Origin of the sequence: Actinomadura geliboluensis, assembly GCF_043197915.1 — a bacterium.
In the GTDB taxonomy this organism is placed as follows: domain Bacteria; phylum Actinomycetota; class Actinomycetes; order Streptosporangiales; family Streptosporangiaceae; genus Spirillospora; species Spirillospora geliboluensis.
The window spans coordinates 56,598-71,524 of the sequence record NZ_JBICUA010000018.1 but is presented as its reverse complement, the minus strand read 5'-3'; the positions used below and the strand labels follow the sequence as shown (position 1 = coordinate 71,524).

General features: G+C 72.5%; 19 protein-coding genes. 9 read left to right on the top strand and 10 right to left on the bottom strand.

Going from position 1 to position 14,927, the window contains the following annotated elements; genetic code table 11:
* Window position 1: 1 nt before the first annotated feature.
* Window positions 2-628: a TetR/AcrR family transcriptional regulator gene (locus ACGFI1_RS40700; RefSeq protein WP_386874892.1), complete on the bottom strand. Its 627-nt coding sequence runs from the start codon at window positions 626-628 to the stop codon at window positions 2-4.
* 57 nt (window positions 629-685) lie between these two features.
* Between ACGFI1_RS40700 and ACGFI1_RS40695 the strand changes: the two genes are divergently transcribed.
* The 3 genes from ACGFI1_RS40695 to ACGFI1_RS40685 all read left to right on the top strand — a co-directional run bounded on the left by ACGFI1_RS40695 (window position 686) and on the right by ACGFI1_RS40685 (window position 2,448).
* Window positions 686-1,447 carry a DUF4097 family beta strand repeat-containing protein gene (locus ACGFI1_RS40695; RefSeq protein WP_392793001.1) on the top strand — a complete coding sequence of 254 codons (762 nt, stop codon included), beginning with the start codon at window positions 686-688 and terminating at the stop codon, window positions 1,445-1,447.
* A gap of 131 nt (window positions 1,448-1,578) precedes the next feature.
* Window positions 1,579-1,989, top strand: a complete 411-nt coding sequence (locus ACGFI1_RS40690; protein WP_364549408.1) for a nuclear transport factor 2 family protein — start codon at window positions 1,579-1,581, stop codon at window positions 1,987-1,989.
* 30 nt (window positions 1,990-2,019) lie between these two features.
* Window positions 2,020-2,448, top strand: a complete 429-nt coding sequence (locus ACGFI1_RS40685) for an MmcQ/YjbR family DNA-binding protein (protein ID WP_138636755.1) — start codon at window positions 2,020-2,022, stop codon at window positions 2,446-2,448.
* Here the strand turns inward: ACGFI1_RS40685 and ACGFI1_RS40680 are convergent.
* The 3 genes from ACGFI1_RS40680 to ACGFI1_RS40670 all read right to left on the bottom strand — a co-directional run bounded on the left by ACGFI1_RS40680 (window position 2,445) and on the right by ACGFI1_RS40670 (window position 3,994).
* Window positions 2,445-2,969, bottom strand: coding sequence for a DinB family protein (locus ACGFI1_RS40680; RefSeq protein ID WP_392792999.1), 525 nt, complete (start codon window positions 2,967-2,969; stop codon window positions 2,445-2,447). The genes ACGFI1_RS40685 and ACGFI1_RS40680 overlap by 4 nt on opposite strands.
* Window positions 2,966-3,475, bottom strand: a complete 510-nt coding sequence (locus ACGFI1_RS40675) for a GNAT family N-acetyltransferase (RefSeq protein WP_392792998.1) — start codon at window positions 3,473-3,475, stop codon at window positions 2,966-2,968. Before ACGFI1_RS40675 ends, ACGFI1_RS40680 begins: the two co-directional genes overlap by 4 nt.
* A 63-nt stretch (window positions 3,476-3,538) precedes the next feature.
* Window positions 3,539-3,994 (bottom strand): MarR family winged helix-turn-helix transcriptional regulator, encoded by a 456-nt coding sequence (locus ACGFI1_RS40670; protein WP_138636757.1) that lies wholly within the window; start codon window positions 3,992-3,994, stop codon window positions 3,539-3,541.
* An 89-nt stretch (window positions 3,995-4,083) separates the two neighbouring features.
* On the opposite strand from ACGFI1_RS40670, the gene ACGFI1_RS40665 reads away from it, so the two are divergent.
* On the top strand, window positions 4,084-4,485 hold the full coding sequence (locus tag ACGFI1_RS40665) for a nuclear transport factor 2 family protein (RefSeq protein WP_392792996.1): 402 nt from the start codon (window positions 4,084-4,086) through the stop codon (window positions 4,483-4,485).
* Here the strand turns inward: ACGFI1_RS40665 and ACGFI1_RS40660 are convergent.
* Entirely contained in the window at window positions 4,482-5,270 is a 789-nt protein-coding gene (locus ACGFI1_RS40660; RefSeq protein WP_392792994.1) for an SDR family NAD(P)-dependent oxidoreductase, read from the bottom strand. The two genes, ACGFI1_RS40665 and ACGFI1_RS40660, sit on opposite strands and share 4 nt — an antisense overlap.
* A gap of 39 nt (window positions 5,271-5,309) precedes the next feature.
* Window positions 5,310-6,086 (bottom strand): alpha/beta fold hydrolase, encoded by a 777-nt coding sequence (locus ACGFI1_RS40655; protein WP_386874899.1) that lies wholly within the window; start codon window positions 6,084-6,086, stop codon window positions 5,310-5,312.
* A 102-nt stretch (window positions 6,087-6,188) separates the two neighbouring features.
* Between ACGFI1_RS40655 and ACGFI1_RS40650 the strand changes: the two genes are divergently transcribed.
* Window positions 6,189-7,043, top strand: a complete 855-nt coding sequence (locus tag ACGFI1_RS40650) for an MmyB family transcriptional regulator (RefSeq protein WP_392792993.1) — start codon at window positions 6,189-6,191, stop codon at window positions 7,041-7,043.
* Between the two features lie 15 nt (window positions 7,044-7,058).
* On the opposite strand, the gene ACGFI1_RS40645 is transcribed toward ACGFI1_RS40650, so the two are convergent.
* Entirely contained in the window at window positions 7,059-8,192 is a 1,134-nt protein-coding gene (locus ACGFI1_RS40645; protein ID WP_392792991.1) for a 50S ribosomal protein L11 methyltransferase, read from the bottom strand.
* Window positions 8,193-8,209: 17 nt separating this feature from the next.
* Here ACGFI1_RS40645 and ACGFI1_RS40640 point away from each other — a divergent pair, with 17 nt between their 5' ends.
* The gene (locus tag ACGFI1_RS40640) at window positions 8,210-8,590 is read left to right on the top strand and encodes a YrdB family protein (protein ID WP_392792989.1); all 381 of its coding nucleotides are present in this window, start codon (window positions 8,210-8,212) and stop codon (window positions 8,588-8,590) included.
* Between the two features lie 7 nt (window positions 8,591-8,597).
* Here ACGFI1_RS40640 and ACGFI1_RS40635 read toward each other — a convergent pair whose 3' ends face one another.
* On the bottom strand, window positions 8,598-9,455 hold the full coding sequence (locus ACGFI1_RS40635) for a helix-turn-helix transcriptional regulator (RefSeq protein ID WP_392792987.1): 858 nt from the start codon (window positions 9,453-9,455) through the stop codon (window positions 8,598-8,600).
* A gap of 95 nt (window positions 9,456-9,550) precedes the next feature.
* On the opposite strand from ACGFI1_RS40635, the gene ACGFI1_RS40630 reads away from it, so the two are divergent.
* Together ACGFI1_RS40630 and ACGFI1_RS40625 are read left to right on the top strand one after the other, a co-directional pair.
* Window positions 9,551-10,945: an MFS transporter gene (locus ACGFI1_RS40630; protein WP_392792985.1), complete on the top strand. Its 1,395-nt coding sequence runs from the start codon at window positions 9,551-9,553 to the stop codon at window positions 10,943-10,945.
* An 11-nt stretch (window positions 10,946-10,956) separates the two neighbouring features.
* On the top strand, window positions 10,957-11,712 hold the full coding sequence (locus ACGFI1_RS40625; protein WP_386874905.1) for an SDR family NAD(P)-dependent oxidoreductase: 756 nt from the start codon (window positions 10,957-10,959) through the stop codon (window positions 11,710-11,712).
* 62 nt (window positions 11,713-11,774) lie between these two features.
* On the opposite strand, the gene ACGFI1_RS40620 is transcribed toward ACGFI1_RS40625, so the two are convergent.
* On the bottom strand, window positions 11,775-12,137 hold the full coding sequence (locus tag ACGFI1_RS40620; RefSeq protein ID WP_392792984.1) for a nuclear transport factor 2 family protein: 363 nt from the start codon (window positions 12,135-12,137) through the stop codon (window positions 11,775-11,777).
* 128 nt (window positions 12,138-12,265) lie between these two features.
* Complete coding sequence (locus ACGFI1_RS40615) at window positions 12,266-13,342, bottom strand: hypothetical protein (RefSeq protein ID WP_392792982.1); 1,077 nt, start codon at window positions 13,340-13,342, stop codon at window positions 12,266-12,268.
* A 104-nt stretch (window positions 13,343-13,446) separates the two neighbouring features.
* Here ACGFI1_RS40615 and ACGFI1_RS40610 point away from each other — a divergent pair, with 104 nt between their 5' ends.
* Window positions 13,447-14,919, top strand: coding sequence for an AlkA N-terminal domain-containing protein (locus ACGFI1_RS40610; protein ID WP_392792981.1), 1,473 nt, complete (start codon window positions 13,447-13,449; stop codon window positions 14,917-14,919).
* The last annotated feature ends 8 nt before the right edge of the window (window positions 14,920-14,927 follow it).

Here is a 14,927-nt window from a genome sequence, read left to right as displayed (position 1 = left end):
TTCAGCTGCTCGCGGGGGGCGGGAGCAGCGCGGTCAGCACGGCGGTGAAGGCTCGTTCGATGACGTCGGCGGTGACGGACTCGGGGTCGGCGAGGTGCTCGTTGACCAGGCCGTTGGTGAGGCAGTGCAGGATCAGCCCGGCGAGTTCCGGCGGGACGGCCGGGCGGGTGCCGGTGCGCTCGGTCACCTCGGCGAACGAGCGGGCGGCGGTGTCGCGCTGCGCGCGGCGCATCGGGGCGAGCACGGCGCGGGTCGGCGCGTCGCGGGCGGCGCGGGCGGCGAACTCCAGGCCGAGCTGCCCGCGCCCGGTGTCGCCGGCGATCCGGGCGGCGATCAGTTCCGCGATCCGCGCGATCAGGGCGCCGAGGTCGTCGGTGCCGCCGATCTCGGCGGCGACGGCGGCGAACTCGTCCTCGGCGCCGGTGCCGAGGACGGCGCCGAACAGCTCCTGCTTGCCGCCGAAGTTGGAGTAGACGGCGCCCTTGGTGAACCCGGCGGCGTGGGCGATGTCCTCCAGCCGCGCGTCGGCGTAGCCGCGTTCGGTGAACACTCGCAGCGCCTCGGCCAGCAGCCGCCGGCGCACCTCCTCGCGTGGCACCCGCCTCGCGGGCCCTGGGTTGTCGGTCATGGACGCACCGTAGCATACTCAAAGTATTGAATACTTTCGGTATCGTATGGAGGCACCGTGACCCCCTCGTTCCGCCGCGCCCTGCCGCTCGCCGCTGGGGCGCTGCTCGCGTCCGCGTCCCTGGCCGGCTGCGGCGCCTCGGCCGCCGACGCCGCCCCCGAGAAGCGCGGCTTCGGGCCCGTCGGCGCCCGGCTCACCATCGCCAAGGACGCCGGCGACCTGGACATCCGGCCGGCCGACGTGCGCGAGGTGCGGGTGACGCGACGGTTCGACCGGTGGGCGCTGATCGGCGGCAAGCCGTCCGCGACATGGCGGCTCAGCGGCGGCCGGCTCACCCTCGCCACCGACTGCGACACCCTGGTCGGCGGCTGCGACGTCCGCTACGAGGTGCTGGTGCCGCGCGGGCTGGCGGTCAGCGTCGAGGGGCAGAACGGGACGATCACGGCGAAGGGGTTCAGTGCCGCGCTGCGCGTCCGCAGCGCCAACGGCGCGATCGTGGTGGACGGCGCCGCCGGGCCGCTCGACCTGCGCAGCGAGAACGGGGAGCTGCGCTCCCGCGCGACCCGGTCGCGGGAGGTCTCGGCGGAGTCGCGGAACGGCGGGGTGGACCTGTCCTTCGCGGACGTGCCGAGGCGGGTGGCCGTGACGACCGAGAGCGGCGAGGTGCGGGTGACGGTGCCGCGCGCCGCCTACAAGGTCAGCACCGCCACCGAGAGCGGCGACGTCCGCGCCGACGTGCCCGCGGACGCGTCCTCCCCCCGGTCGATCAGTGCCCGCACCGAGAGCGGAGCGATCACCCTTCGGACGCCGGGCGGCTGACCCGCCGCGCCGGGTGCCCGGCGGGCCGGCGTGTGATCTGCGCCATCGACGCGGGCTCTGGACGAGTGGTCGAGTGCGCGATTAGTGTCATCCGCACCTAGTCAACTAGTTTCCTATCGGGGGGCGCTCCCATGCATCCGTTCCGCCGGGCCGTCGAGGCCGGTGACATCGCCGCGCTGGAGTCGTTGTTCGCGGAGGACGCCGTGTTCACGAGTCCGGTCGTGTTCAAGCCGTACGCGGGGAAGGCGATCACCGCGGCGATCGTGCGGGGCGCGGCGCGGGTGTTCCAGGACATCCGCTACGTGCGGGAGATCGTCAGCGCGGACGGCCGCGACCACGCGCTGGTGTTCCAGGCGACGGTGAACGGGCTCCAGGTGCACGGATGCGACTTCCTGCACCTCGACGAGGACGGGCTGATCGACGACCTCACCGTGATGGTGCGGCCGCTGTCGGCGGCGACGGCGCTGGCCGAGGCGATGGGCGCCCAGTTCGACCGGATCCAGCAGGAGGCCCTCGGCGCGCAGGCCGTGGAGTCGCCGTAGGGCGTCGGTGGCCGGGGTTACGCTGCGGGCATGCGCGCAGACGAGCGTCCCGCCCGGGTCGAGGACGTGCACGAGCTGGCCGCGGGCATGCCCCATGTGACGATCGCCCATGCGGCGGGCGGCAACCCCGTCTACCAGGTCGGGGGCAGGTCGTTCGTGTTCTTCCGCAACCCGCGCCCCGACGCGGTGGACCCGGGCACGGGCGAGCGGTACCCGGACGTGATCGTGTTCTGGGTGCCGTCCGAGTCGGACAAGCTGGCGCTCGTCCAGGACGAGGCGTCGCCGTTCTTCACGACCCCGCACTTCGACGGCCACCCCTCGGTGCTGCTGCGGGGAAGCCGGATCGGTGAGCTCACGTTGCGGGAGCTCACCGAGGTCGTCCAGGACGCGTGGCTCTCGCGGGCTTCGCGGACGCGGGCGCAGAAATGGCTGCGTGACCACCCGGCCGGGGCGTCCTAGCGGGGTGACACGGCGCGGAGCATCCGGAGTTGGCCGATCTCGGCGGCGTTCTTCATCAGTTCGGCGTTCACCCAGGCGAGGGTGTGGGCGACGGTGAATCCGGAGTCGTCCGGCCAGGGGAAAGGCGCGGGGGCGTCCAGGTCGGCGTCGGTGAGGCGGTCGAGGACGGTCAGCCATTCGCCGCGCAGGGCCCGCAGCCATTCGACGGCTTCGCCCGCGCCCGGCCACGCGATCTCGGTGCGTTCGCGCGGCGTCCGGCCTTGGAGATGGTCGGTGGTGACGCCCCACCACCAGCCGATGTGCCAGCTCAGCCAGGCGATGGTGGGCACGGGGACGGGGTCGGGTTCGGTGTCGGCCCAGTCCGCCGTCCACATTCCGTCGGCGGCTTGACGCATCGTCCAGCAGGTGGAGGCGGGTTCCCACAGGAAGTCCTCGGGGACGAGGCGCTCCAGGTGGTACTCGAACAGCGACCAGGTCAGGTCGAACTGCCAGCGCGGCAGATCGAGCGCGGTGGGGGTCAACGGGCGGGCCGGTCGAAGATGAGTTCGCGGCCGTCCTCTTCGTCCCACTGCTCGCCGATGAAGGTGAAGCCCCCGCCCGCGATCGTGGCGAGGGACGCCTGGTTGTCGGGGCTGATCGTGGCGCGGACGGTGGTGACGGACGGGTCGGCGGCGGCGCGCTCCTGGAGGGCGGCGAGCATGGCGCGCGCGTAGCCCTTGCGGCGGTGCGCCGGGTCGACGGAGTAGGCGATCGTGACCGTGCCGTTCTCGGGCGCGCCGTGGAATCCGGCGTGGCCGACGACCTCCCCGTCCGGTTCGGCGACGGCGGCGCGCACGATCCACGGGGCGTGGGACGGGTCGCGCGCGATCTGGTCGAGGCGGAAGCGCCAGAGCGACTTCGCCTCGTCGGTCGTGAAGTACCCGGTGAGGGGGATGCCGGCGGCGGCGCTCGCCTTCGCGAGGTCTCCGTCGAGCAGTGCGGTCATCGCGGCGGCCGGCAGTTCGACGAGCCGGATCACGGGTGGCATAGGCGCCTCCTTGAGCGGGGAGGCGCCAAGCCTACGGCCGGGTTTCGGCCGGTCGCGACTGATTTACCGGCCCGGCACGTGGTGGTCGGCGAGGCGGGTGAGCAGGCCGGTGAACTGCTCGCGTTCGGCCGGGGACAGCGGGGCGAGGAGGTCGTCCTGGATGCCGGTGAGCACCTCGTCCAGCTCGCGGAGGTGGCGGGCGCCGGCCGCGGTGAGCGTGATGACGTTGCGGCGCCGGTCGGACGGGTCGGGGGAGCGGTCGACCAGGTCCTTGGCGGCGAGCTCGTTCAGCGCGGCGACGACGTCGCTGCGGTCGATGCCGGTGTGGCGGCCGAGGGCGGCCTGGCTGGACGGCCCGTACTCGTCGAGGGCGGCGAGCAGCCGGTAGTGGTAGCCGCGGGCGCCGGCGCGGGCGAAGCCGGCGCCGACCAGGCGGTGGCTCTGCGCGGCGACCAGGCTGATCAGCCAGCTCGGGGCGTGCCGGAGGCGGGCGGGCGTCCGGGCGTCGGCCGTCGTCATGCCGTCCAGTCTAGCGGGTTGTTGGGGGCGCCAATGATCGCTATTGTTGGCTTAGCCAATGTTGGGTACGCCAATAAATGGAGCGGATCATGGACGACCATCAGCAGCTCGCCACGCTGGTCAGCCGCCTCGGGCGGTGGCTGGACGACAAGAGCCCCGGCGACGGGCGCGCCCTCTTCACCGAGGACGCGGAGGCGCACACCCTCGGCGGCATCTCCAAGGGCATCGACGCCCTCGTCGCGCAGGCGCGCCGCAACCACGAGGTGCCGACCCAGCACTTCATCACCGATCCGCTCGTCGACCTGGACGGCGACGGCGACCGCGCAACGGTCAGCGCGAACCTCCTCGTCGTGTTCGTCCACGAGAACGGGCCGCGCATGCTGGGCGAGCGCTACGAGCTGGAGACCGTCCGGACGCGGGACGGCTGGCGCATCTCCCGCGTCCAGGTCCGCCCGATCTGGGAGATCGAGCACGCCCTGTCCCCGAGCTAGGGGGACGTGAGGTCGTCTGAGAGGGCGCGTAGGCGGGCACGGGCTTCGGGGTCGTATGCCTGCTCGTCCGCGCGAGCCTCTTGGAGGCCGTCGAAGAAGCGGCCGGAGACGCCGTCCAGTGCCGGATCGGTGACGAGGCGATGCGTCGCCTCCACGCCCTCCTCCAGCGTGCTGACCGGCGACGGGACCATCTTGGTCGGCATGAACGTGGCCGGGTGCAGGGCGTTCGCGGTGACGCCCGTCCCGGCCAGCTCGCCGGCGAGGTCGATGGTGAACAGGACCTGGGCGAGCTTGCTCTGGCAGTACGCCCCGAAGCTCCGGTAGCGGCGGGTGAGCATGACGTCGTCGAAGTCGATCGCCTGCTGGCCGAGGCTGCTGACGTTCACGACGCGGGCCGGCGCCGACGCGACCAGGGTCGGCAGCAGCAGCCGGGTCAGCAGGTAGCCGGACAGGTAGTTCACCGCGAACGTCAGCTCGTGGCCGTCCGCGCTCGCCTGCCACGAGTCGGGCCCGCCGATGCCCGCGTTGTTGACCAGCACGTCCAGGCGCGGGTGGTCGGCGCGGACGGCCTCGGCGAGCGCGCGGGTCTCGGCGAGCGACGACAGGTCCGCCCGGTACCAGGACGCCCGGCCGCCGATCTCCTGAAGGGTCGCCTTGCCGCGCTGGTCGTCCCGCCCGTGGACGAGCACCGTCGCGCCTTCGGCGGCCAGCCGGGCGGCCAGGGCGCGACCGAGGCCGTCGGTCGCGCCCGTGATGAGGATGGTCTGCTGATCGATGGGACGCATGCTCCCCATCGTGCTCGGTGGAGCGGGGCGGCAATCCCGCTAGGGGCGGTCGAGGAAGTCCTGGACGAGCTTCACGAACTCGTGCGGCCGCTCCATCATGACGACGTGCCCGGTGTCCAGCTCGGTGTACTCGCTGCCCGCGATGCCGGCGGCCAGTTCCCGGTGGTTCTCGACCGGAATCGTCTGGTCCGCGGTGCAGCCGATCACCAGCGTCGGCGCCTCGATCTTCGGGAGCAGCTCCCGGATGTCGACCCGCCGGACGAGGTCCAGCTGGCGCAGCATGCCGTCCGTGGGGCGCATGAAGCCGTGGAGCTGCTCGGCACCCTCCGTCCCGATCGCGTTCAGGAAGGCGCGGCTCGCGGAGGTGACCGTCCCGAGCCTGGCGAAGCCCTCGGGGCTGCCGGTGAGCGTGAGCCACAGCGCGATCAGCTGCCGGACGTACTCGTCCTCGCTGTGCGCGAACCCCGCGACGGGGATCAGGCGCCGGACGAGGTCGGGGCGCAGCGCGGCCGCGGCGGCGGCCGTCGGCGCGCCCAGCGAGAAGCCCAGCAGGTCCACCGGGCCGGTGCCGAGGTCCTCGATCACGGCGATGACCTGGTGCGCGAGCGCCTCGATGGTGATCGGCGAGCCGTCGTCTTCGGCGGGATCGGACCCGGCCAGATCGGGCAGGACCACGGTGCGCCCGCCGGTGAAGCGGTCGGTGAGCATGTCCCACATGGCCGAGCCGGGGCCGACGCCGTGGACGAGGACGAGGGCGGGCCCGGAGCCCTCCGTGCGATAGGCGATGCGGGCGTTTCCAACGGTCAGGTTCGTCATGCCCCCGACCCTGCCGCCGTGCGGCCCGGATGAGGAGCGGACCGTTCTGACTAGGACAAGCGGTCCCAGGCTCGGGCGGGGCCGAGCGGGGACCATGGAGGCATGGACATGAACCGGCGCGACCTCGCCGACTTCCTCCGCCGCTCCCGGGATCGGCTGCGGCCGCGGGACGTCGGCCTGGCGGAGGGGCCGCGGCGGCGCACGCCGGGGCTGCGCCGCGAGGAGGTGTCGCAGCTCGCGGGCATGTCCGCGGACTACTACATGCGCCTTGAGCAGGCCCGCAGCCCGCAGCCGTCCACCCAGCTCCTCGCCGCGCTCGCCCGCGCGCTGCGGCTGACCGCGGACGAGCGCGACCACCTGTACGTCCTCGCCGGGCACCGGCCGCCCGCCGGGCCCTTCGCCGGCGCGCACGTCCGGCCGGGCCTGCTGTACCTCCTCGACCGGCTGACCGAGACGCCCGCGCAGATCATCGGCGACCTCGGCGACCTGCTCGCGCAGAACGCCCTGTCCGAGGCCCTGTTCGGCTGCGTCTGCACCGTGGACGGGCCCGACCGCAACATCGTCTGGCGGTGGTTCACCGACCCGTTCGTCCGGGAGGCGTACCCGCCGGAGGAGCGCGACCACTACAGCCGCCTGCACGTCGCCGACCTGCGCGCCGCCGTCGCGCGGCGCGGCGCCGACGAGGCGGCGCGGGCCGTCGTGCGGCGGCTCCGCGCGGCCAGTGAGGAGTTCGCCGGGCTGTGGGATCTGCACGAGGTCGCCGTCCGCCGCACGAGCCGGATGAGGGTGGTGCATCCGCAGGTCGGGCCGATCGAGTTCGACGCGGAGGTCCTGCTCACGCCAGCCGAGGACCAGCGCCTCGTCGCCTTCACCCCGCCGCCGGGCAGTTCCACGGCCGACGCCCTCGCGCTGCTGCGCGTCATCGGCCCCGAGACCGCCCACCGCAGCCACATCTGAGGCCGCGGTGGCCGGTCAGGCGGGGGCGCGGCGCAGCCGCCAGAGGGACGTCGTCTCGGCGGCGCGGGCCGCGTGGAGCGGGTCGTCGGGGTCGGCGGCGCGCGGGTGGACGGGCCTGGTGTCGAGCTTCCCGGCCACCTCCAGGCCGGACGCGTCGAACAGCGCGCGGAGGTCGTCGCGAGTGCGGAGCCCGAGGTGTTCGGCCAGGTCGGACAGGATCAGCCAGCCTTCGCCGCCGGGTTCGAGATGGTCGGCGAGGCCGGTGAGGAAGCCGCGCAGCATCCGCCCGCCCGGGTCGTAGACGGCGTGTTCGAGGGGCGAGCTGGGCTTGGCGGGCACCCAGGGCGGGTTGCACACGATGAGCCCGGCCCGTCCTTCCGGGAAAAGGTCGGCTTGGACGACCTCGACCTGCTTCCCGACGTCCAGACGGTCGACGTTCTCCTGGGCGCAGGCAAGCGCGCGCGGGTCGAGGTCAGTGGCGACGACGTGCTCCACACCGCGACGGGCTATAACCGCCGCCAGAACACCTGTGCCGGTGCCGATGTCGAACGCCGTCTTGGTGGACGGGAGCGGCGCCTCGTTGACGAGGTCGACGTACTCTCCTCTGACCGGTGAGAAGACGCCGTAGTGCGGGTGTATCCGGTCGCCGCCCAGCGCTGCAATGGGCACGCCCTTCACACGCCATTCATGCGCGCCGATCAGCCCGAGCAACTCGCGCAGCGACGTCACGTAGGGCTGGTGGTCCGGCCCGTACGCCTCTGTACAGGCGTCCTGGACGGACGGTGCGCGACGTAGCGGGATCACGTGCCCCGGGTCGAACGGTATGAGCAGCATGCCCAGCGTCCGCGCGCGCTGGGCCCGTGCCTGGCGGTGCAGGTGGAATGCCTGGACCTGGGACGGTTCCGGCTTGCGCCTGGCCCGGCGCGGCGGCCGGTCGATCCGGCGCGCCATCGCTGTGAGGAGCTGCCGCGCGTTCTGGAAGTCGCCGCGCCACAGCAGGGCGGTGCCTTCGCAGGCCAGCCGGTAGGCGTCGTCCGCGCGGGTCTCGTCGTCCGCGACCACGACGCGGCGCGGCGGCGGCGCGCCGCTCTCCGACCGCCAGCGGACGCGATGGTCCCGGCCGTCCTCCTGCCAGGAGATCTCGTCCACACCTGTACGGTATCGGCGTGCGTCTTCCTGGGCCATTGCATGTGCTGAACGAGGGCCTCGCCTTCGTCCTGGAGGTCGCGGCCATCGTCGCGCTGGCCTGGTGGGGTTTCACCACGGGCGGCAACGTCGTCGTCAATGTCGTCTTGGGAATCGGGACGCCGGTGGGCGCGATGGTCCTGTGGGGCCTGTTCGCTGCGCCGCGCGCCCGGTTCAAGGTCGCGCTGCCGTTCGTCCTTCTGGTCAAGGCCATCGTCTTCGGTGCGGGTGCCCTGGCGTTCTATGGCGTGGACCATGCGACGCTGGCCATCGTGTTCGCCGTTATAACCGTCCTCAACACCGCGCTGGCCACGCTGGACCGCGAAGCCCACTTCCGTACGGCGGCCGATCAAGGCTCCTAGGCGACGCCTAGGCGAGGTCGGCGCTGGAGCGGCAGATGGACGTCTCGGCGAGCTTGTGCAGGGCGGCCTCCGACGGCGACCCTGGTTCGGCCGCGTAGAGCATCAGACGGCTCAGGTCCGGGTCGCCCGGCAGGTGCAAGGTCTCGAACGGCAGGACGAGCCGTCCGACCTCCGGGTGGTCGATACGGGCCTCGCCGTGCGTCAGGTCCGATACGTGGTGCGCCGACCACATCTGGTGGAAATCAGGGCTCCGCACCCGCAGGCACTCGATGACCGCGCGCAGGTTCGGGTCGTCCGGGTCCTGACCGGAACGGAACCGAAGGTAGGCGGCGTTGCGCCGGGCAACGGTCGGCCAGTTGTCGCCCAGCCGCGCCTTGTAGTCGGGGTTGAGGTGGATCTGGTGCGACCAGGTCCGCTCGTCCGGCGGGACGCTCGCCAGGTCGACGAACACGGCGGCGGTGAGCCGGTTCCACGCGACCACGTTCGTGTAGTGCCCGACCACGTACGCGGGCGCGTGGGTGAACGAGTCGAGCAGGTGCTGCAGGGGAGCCCGCAGGCGCGGCGGCGCGGTGATGGGGGCGCGGCGCGGCGGGTGCGCGAGGCGGTGCAGGTGGGCGTGCTCGTCGCCGTCGAGCCGCAGCGCCCGCGAGATCGCGTCCAGGACGTCGGCGGACACGCCGTCGGCCGTCCCCTGCTCCAGCCGGATGTAGTACGCGACGCTGACGCCGGCGAGCTGCGCCAGCTCCTCGCGCCGCAGGCCGGGCACGCGGCGCCGCGTCCCGTAGGAGGGCAGGCCGGCCTCCTCGGGGCGCAGCCGCGCACGCCGCGACTTGAGGAACTCGCCCAGCTCGCCGTTCCGTGCCATGCCGCAAAGGCTATCCAGCCCCGAGCCTGCTACTGGGAGTGGTACGAACGAGCGGGGTCTGGGTAGGCGCGCCCAACGCAGCGATGGTCTCTTGCATGACCGCATTGACCACCGCCGTTTCCGCTCCTGAGCGGATGTCGTCGCGGCACAAGCTGATCCTGACTCTTCTTCTCGGCGCGCAGTTCATGCTCGCCATCGACTTCTCCATCCTCAACGTGGCGCTGCCGGTCGTCGGCAAGGGCCTGGGCTTCGGGCTGGACGAGCTGCAGTGGATCGCCACGGCGTTCGCCCTTCCCGCCGCCGGGTTCACGCTGCTGTTCGGCCGTGTGGCCGATCTGTTCGGACGCCGCCGGATGCTGCTCGCGGGCATGGCGCTCTTGGCCGGAGGGTCGTTGATCGGCGGGATGGCCACGTCACCGGCGATGCTGCTCACGGGCCGGGTTCTGCAGGGGCTCGCCACGGCGATCGCCACACCGGCGGCCCTGTCGCTGATCACGACGTCCTTCCCAGAGGGCCCGCTCCGGACCCGCGCGCTGGGGCTCAGCGGCGCTCTCATGTCCGCCGGGTTCACGGTCGGCGCGATCCTCGGCGGCGTCCTCACCGACCTGCTGAGCTGGCGCTGGGCGTTCCTGGTCAACGTCCCGGTGGCGGTGCTGATCCTCGCGGTCACACCCGCCGTCATCGCGGAGAGCCGCTCCCGGGACGGGGCGAGCCTGGACGTTCCGGGCGCGGTGACGGTGACCGGCGGGCTGCTCGCCCTCGTCTACGGCATCACCTCCGCCGGGTCGGCCGGCTGGAGTTCGCCGCCCGCGCTCGGCGCCCTCGCCGCCGCCGTGCTGCTGCTGGCCGCGTTCGTGCTGGTCGAGCGGCGCTCACCGGCCCCGCTCGCGCCGCTGCGCGTGCTGACCCGCCGGACGGTCGCCTGGGGCAACGCGGCCGGGTTCGTCGCGTTCGCCACCGAGACGTCGCTGGTGTTCCTGATGACCCTCTACCTGCAGAAGGTCCTGGACTTCACGGCGCTCACGACCGGGCTCGCGCTCGGCGTCCTCGGCGCCGGGACGTTCGCCGGCGGCGTCGCCGCACCCCGGATCATGGGCCGGCTCGGCGGCCGGGGCACGCTGGTCGCCGGGCTCGTCCTCCAGGCCGCCGCGACCGCCGCGCTGCTCGGCCTCGGGGAGTCGCGCGGCTCCCTCGGGCTGCTGCTCGCCGCGACCGCGATCGGCGGTTTCGGGAACCTCGTCGCGATCGTCGCGTTCATGGGGACCGCGACGTCCGGGCTGCCGGACGGCGAGCAGGGCCTCGCGACCGGCCTCGCCACGATGACGCAGCAGGTCGCCATCACCCTCGGCATCCCGGTGATGAGCGCGGTGGCCACGGCGAACGCGTCCGTCCTCGGCGGACTCCGCCTCGCGACCGCGGTGAACGCCCTGATCGCCCTCGCGGGCGCGGCCCTCGTCGGGTCGTTCCTGCGCCGCTCCGGCGACCGGTGAAGGAGACCGCCATGGACCTCGAACTCGACGGCAGGGTGTACATCGTGACGGGCGCGTCCGCCGGGATCGGCGCGGCCGCCGCCCGGCTGCTCGCCGACGAGGGCGCGCACGTCGTCGGCGTCGCGCGCTCGTCCGCCGACGTGGCCGCCGACCTCACCGACCCCGCCGCCGCGCAGCGCGTCGTCGACGCCGCCCTGGCGCGCCACGGGCGGCTGGACGGCCTGGTCAACAACGCCGGCGCCCTCGAATCCCGGATCGGCTTCCTTGACGTGACCGATGACCAGTGGCACGCGACGTTCGAGCTGAACTTCCACGCGGCGGTGCGGATGGCCCGCGCCGCGCTGCCGGCCTTGATCGACCAGGGAGCGGGGAGCATCGTGCACGTTTCCAGCGAAGCCGGGCGGTTCCCTGACACCCCGCTGGTCGACTACGCCGCGTCCAAGACGGCCCTTCTGTCGGTGTCCAAGACGCTGGCGGGGGAGTTCGGCCGCTGCGGCATCCGCTCCAACGTCGTCACGCCCGGCCCCACACGGACACGGTTGTGGGACGAGCCCGGAGGGTTCGCCGAGCAACTGGCCGCCCAGTACGACCTTCCGGTGGAGGAGGCGATCGAGCGGTTCGTTCACGAAGAACGGCGGCTCCCAACAGGACGCCTTGGCACGCCCCAGGACGTCGCCCGTGTCATCGCCTACCTGCTGTCCCCGCTGGCCGTCCAGGTCACGGGCGCCGAATGGACGGTGGATGGAGGAGCACTACGCCAGATCTGAGGGGCCGGCCACCGCGTGCCGGACGCCGCGCAGGCGTCCGGCACCTCCCCGCTCGCTCGCCTTCAGGCCGGGACCATGTCGAGGAACCCGGTCACCCGCTCGAACCGGCCGTCGTCCCCGAAGACCGCCACGTCGAAGCCGGCGGCGATCGCCTCCCCGCCCTCGGGGCCGAGCTCCCAGGTGAAGCGGGCCACGTTGTGGTGGGCGTCCACGGTGCCCGCCGGACGGAACACCAGGCCGGGGAACTGCTGCTGCGCGGCGCCGATGAACGCGTCGATGGCGTCCCGCCCCTCGGCCGCGCCGAGCGGGTCCACGTAGACCGGGTTCTCCGTCCACAGTTCGTCGATCGCGGCGCGGCGCTCGGCCGGGTCCTTCTCGTTCCAGATCGCCAGGTACCGCTCGACCCGCTGCTGAACGTCGTTCATGTCATGACTCCCGTCTGATCGACCGGGTTCGTCCCCCGGTGCCCCTCACGCTGCCAGCGCCCCGGCGGAAGATCGATTACTTGGGAGGTCATGTACCTGCGACGTCATGCCCGTCCGGCACCCGTCCCTCACTCGACGGTGATCGCGGCGACGGCGGCGCGGGCGAGACGCTCGGCCTCCTGGACGGCCTCGTCACGGGAGTCCCGCTTCTCCGGGGGCGCGTAGACGAGCCAAGCGACGACGTTGGCTTTGCGCGCGGAGACCTGGATCTGATGGACACGGGTGCCGTCCTGGTAGGCGGCGGTGACGATCGTGGCCTCGTCGCCGATGCCCGGCAGTTTGCGGGCGCCCTCATCGTCCAGCGTGGGCCCGCCAGGGCCCTCACGGAACCGCTCCTCGGCGCGCTCTATCCCGCCGTCCATGCCAATGGCGTACCTGAAGAGCGTGTACTTGAGCGACAGCGAATCGCCGAACCGGCACTTCTCTTCGTCGTCGTTCGGAAGCCGCTGTGGTGCCTGTTTGGGGAACATCACCTTGGCGGTGGGCTCGATCACGCGGCACGCGTTGGGAAGACGCGCCGCCTCCTCGCGTCCGGGCCAGGAGGAGTGGTGCCAGACCGGATCAAAGGCCACGAAGAGGGCCGCCCACGCCGCGAGAATCGCCAGATGGGTGCAGGCGTAGCGCCACGTCAGGAGCGACCGTCCGCGCACCGCGCCGGTCCCGGCCCGGCGGGACAGTTCGGCGAGGGCGGCGTCGAACTCGCGATCACGCCCGAAGCGCAGCCGGACGGGCGCCGCCAGGGTCACCTCGGTGGAGCCGTCGGCCGCCACCACCGACTCCGTCCACAGGCGGCGGCGCAGTTCAAGCCGCTCGATGCCGTCCCAGGTCAGTGACTTCTCCCCGACCGGGTCGTCCTTGCTGCGCAGCCCGCGCGGATCGAGCGTCACCCGGCCCACCGCGAGCGGTATCGCGCGCCCTGCGGCGGCCAGTCCCATGAAGGCGATGCACAGGCTGGGGACGAATGCCTCGACCATGAACAGATACACCGCGATGCCGACGAGCACGGCGCCGAACACGATCAGCGCACGGGCCGCGTGGCGGAGTGTGCGCGGCGGCCTCAGCACCACCTCGCCGGATGCGGCGGATCCCGCTGATCCGTCGGCGTCGTGGGACGGTAACAAGCCGCCGTCGGGCTGGTTCTCCATGGTTTCCCCTCGCCGGTGCCGGTCGGGGGACGATCGTAGTACCGGTGATGATGATGTCGTTTTCTCGCTAGTGAGGGCGTATCGCCATCGGTGATGCTGGAGGCATGCACGATGACGTGGAGAGGTGCGTGCGGGCCGTCCAGTCGAAGGACGCCCGCTTCGACGGGTGGTTCTTCACCGGGGTGGTGACCACCGGGATCTACTGCCGTCCAAGCTGCCCGGTGGTCCCGCCCAAGCCCGAGAACATGCGCTTCTACCCCAGTGCGGCCGCGGCCCAGCAGGCCGGTTTCCGGGCCTGCAAGCGCTGCCGGCCCGACACCTCCCCCGGCTCGCCCGAGTGGAACCACAGGGCGGACGTCGTCGCACGCGCCATGCGCCTCATCGCGGACGGTGTCGTCGACCGGGAGGGCGTGCCGGGCCTTGCCGGACGCCTCGGCTACAGCACGCGCCAGATAGAGCGGCAGCTCAACGCCGAACTGGGCGCGGGCCCGCTCGCCCTGGCACGAGCCCAGCGCGCCCAGACAGCACGGCTGCTCATCGAAACGACACCCCTGCCGATGGGGGACGTCGCGTTCGCGGCGGGGTTCGCGAGTATCCGCGCCTTCAACGACACCGTGCGCGAGGTGTTCGCGCTTACGCCCACCGCACTGCGCGACCGTGTCGCCAAGGGGCATCCCCCTGCCGGGTCAGGTGTTCTCGCTCTGCGGTTGCCGTTCCGTACGCCGCTCTGCCCGGACAACCTGTTCGGCCATCTCACCGCCACCGCGGTGCCAGGTGTCGAGGAACGGCGGGACGGCGCGTTCCGCCGCGCCATGCGCCTGCCCCACGGACACGGCATCGCGACCCTCCGGCCCCAGCCCGACCATGTCGCCTGCACGCTCAGCCTCAGCGACCTCCGCGACCTGACCATCGCGATCAGCCGCTGCCGCTGGATGCTCGACCTGGACGCCGACCCCGTCGCCGTGGACGACCTGCTCCGCGCCGACCCCGTCCTGGCGCCGCTGGTCGACAAGGCCCCCGGACGACGCGTCCCCCGGACCGTGGACGGTCCCGAGTTCGCCGTGCGGGCCGTCCTGGGGCAGCAGGTCTCCACGGCCGCCGCCCGCACCCATGCGGGCCGCCTGGTCACCGCCTACGGCGACCCCATAGACGACCCAGGCGGCGGCCTCACGCACCTGTTCCCGACACCGTCCGCACTGGCGCAACTCGACCCGGAGACGCTCGCCTTCCCCAAGACCCGGCGCACCACCCTCACAACCCTTGTCAGCGCACTCGCCAGCGGCGAGATCGACTTGGGCGTAGGGAGCGACTGGGAAGAGGCCCGCGCGCGCTTGGCCGAGCTACCCGGCTTCGGCCCGTGGACCATCGAGACCATCGCGATGCGTGCTCTCGGTGACCCGGACGCGTTCATCCCCAGCGACCTGGGGGTCCGGGCCGCCGCCAAGTATCTGGACCTCCCCTCGACACCGGCCGCCCTCGCCAAGCGCGCCGCTCCATGGCGTCCTTGGCGCGCCTACGCCGTCCAGTACCTGTGGGCGACGAGCGACCATCCCATCAACCTGCTTCCAGCACACTGAGGAACCTC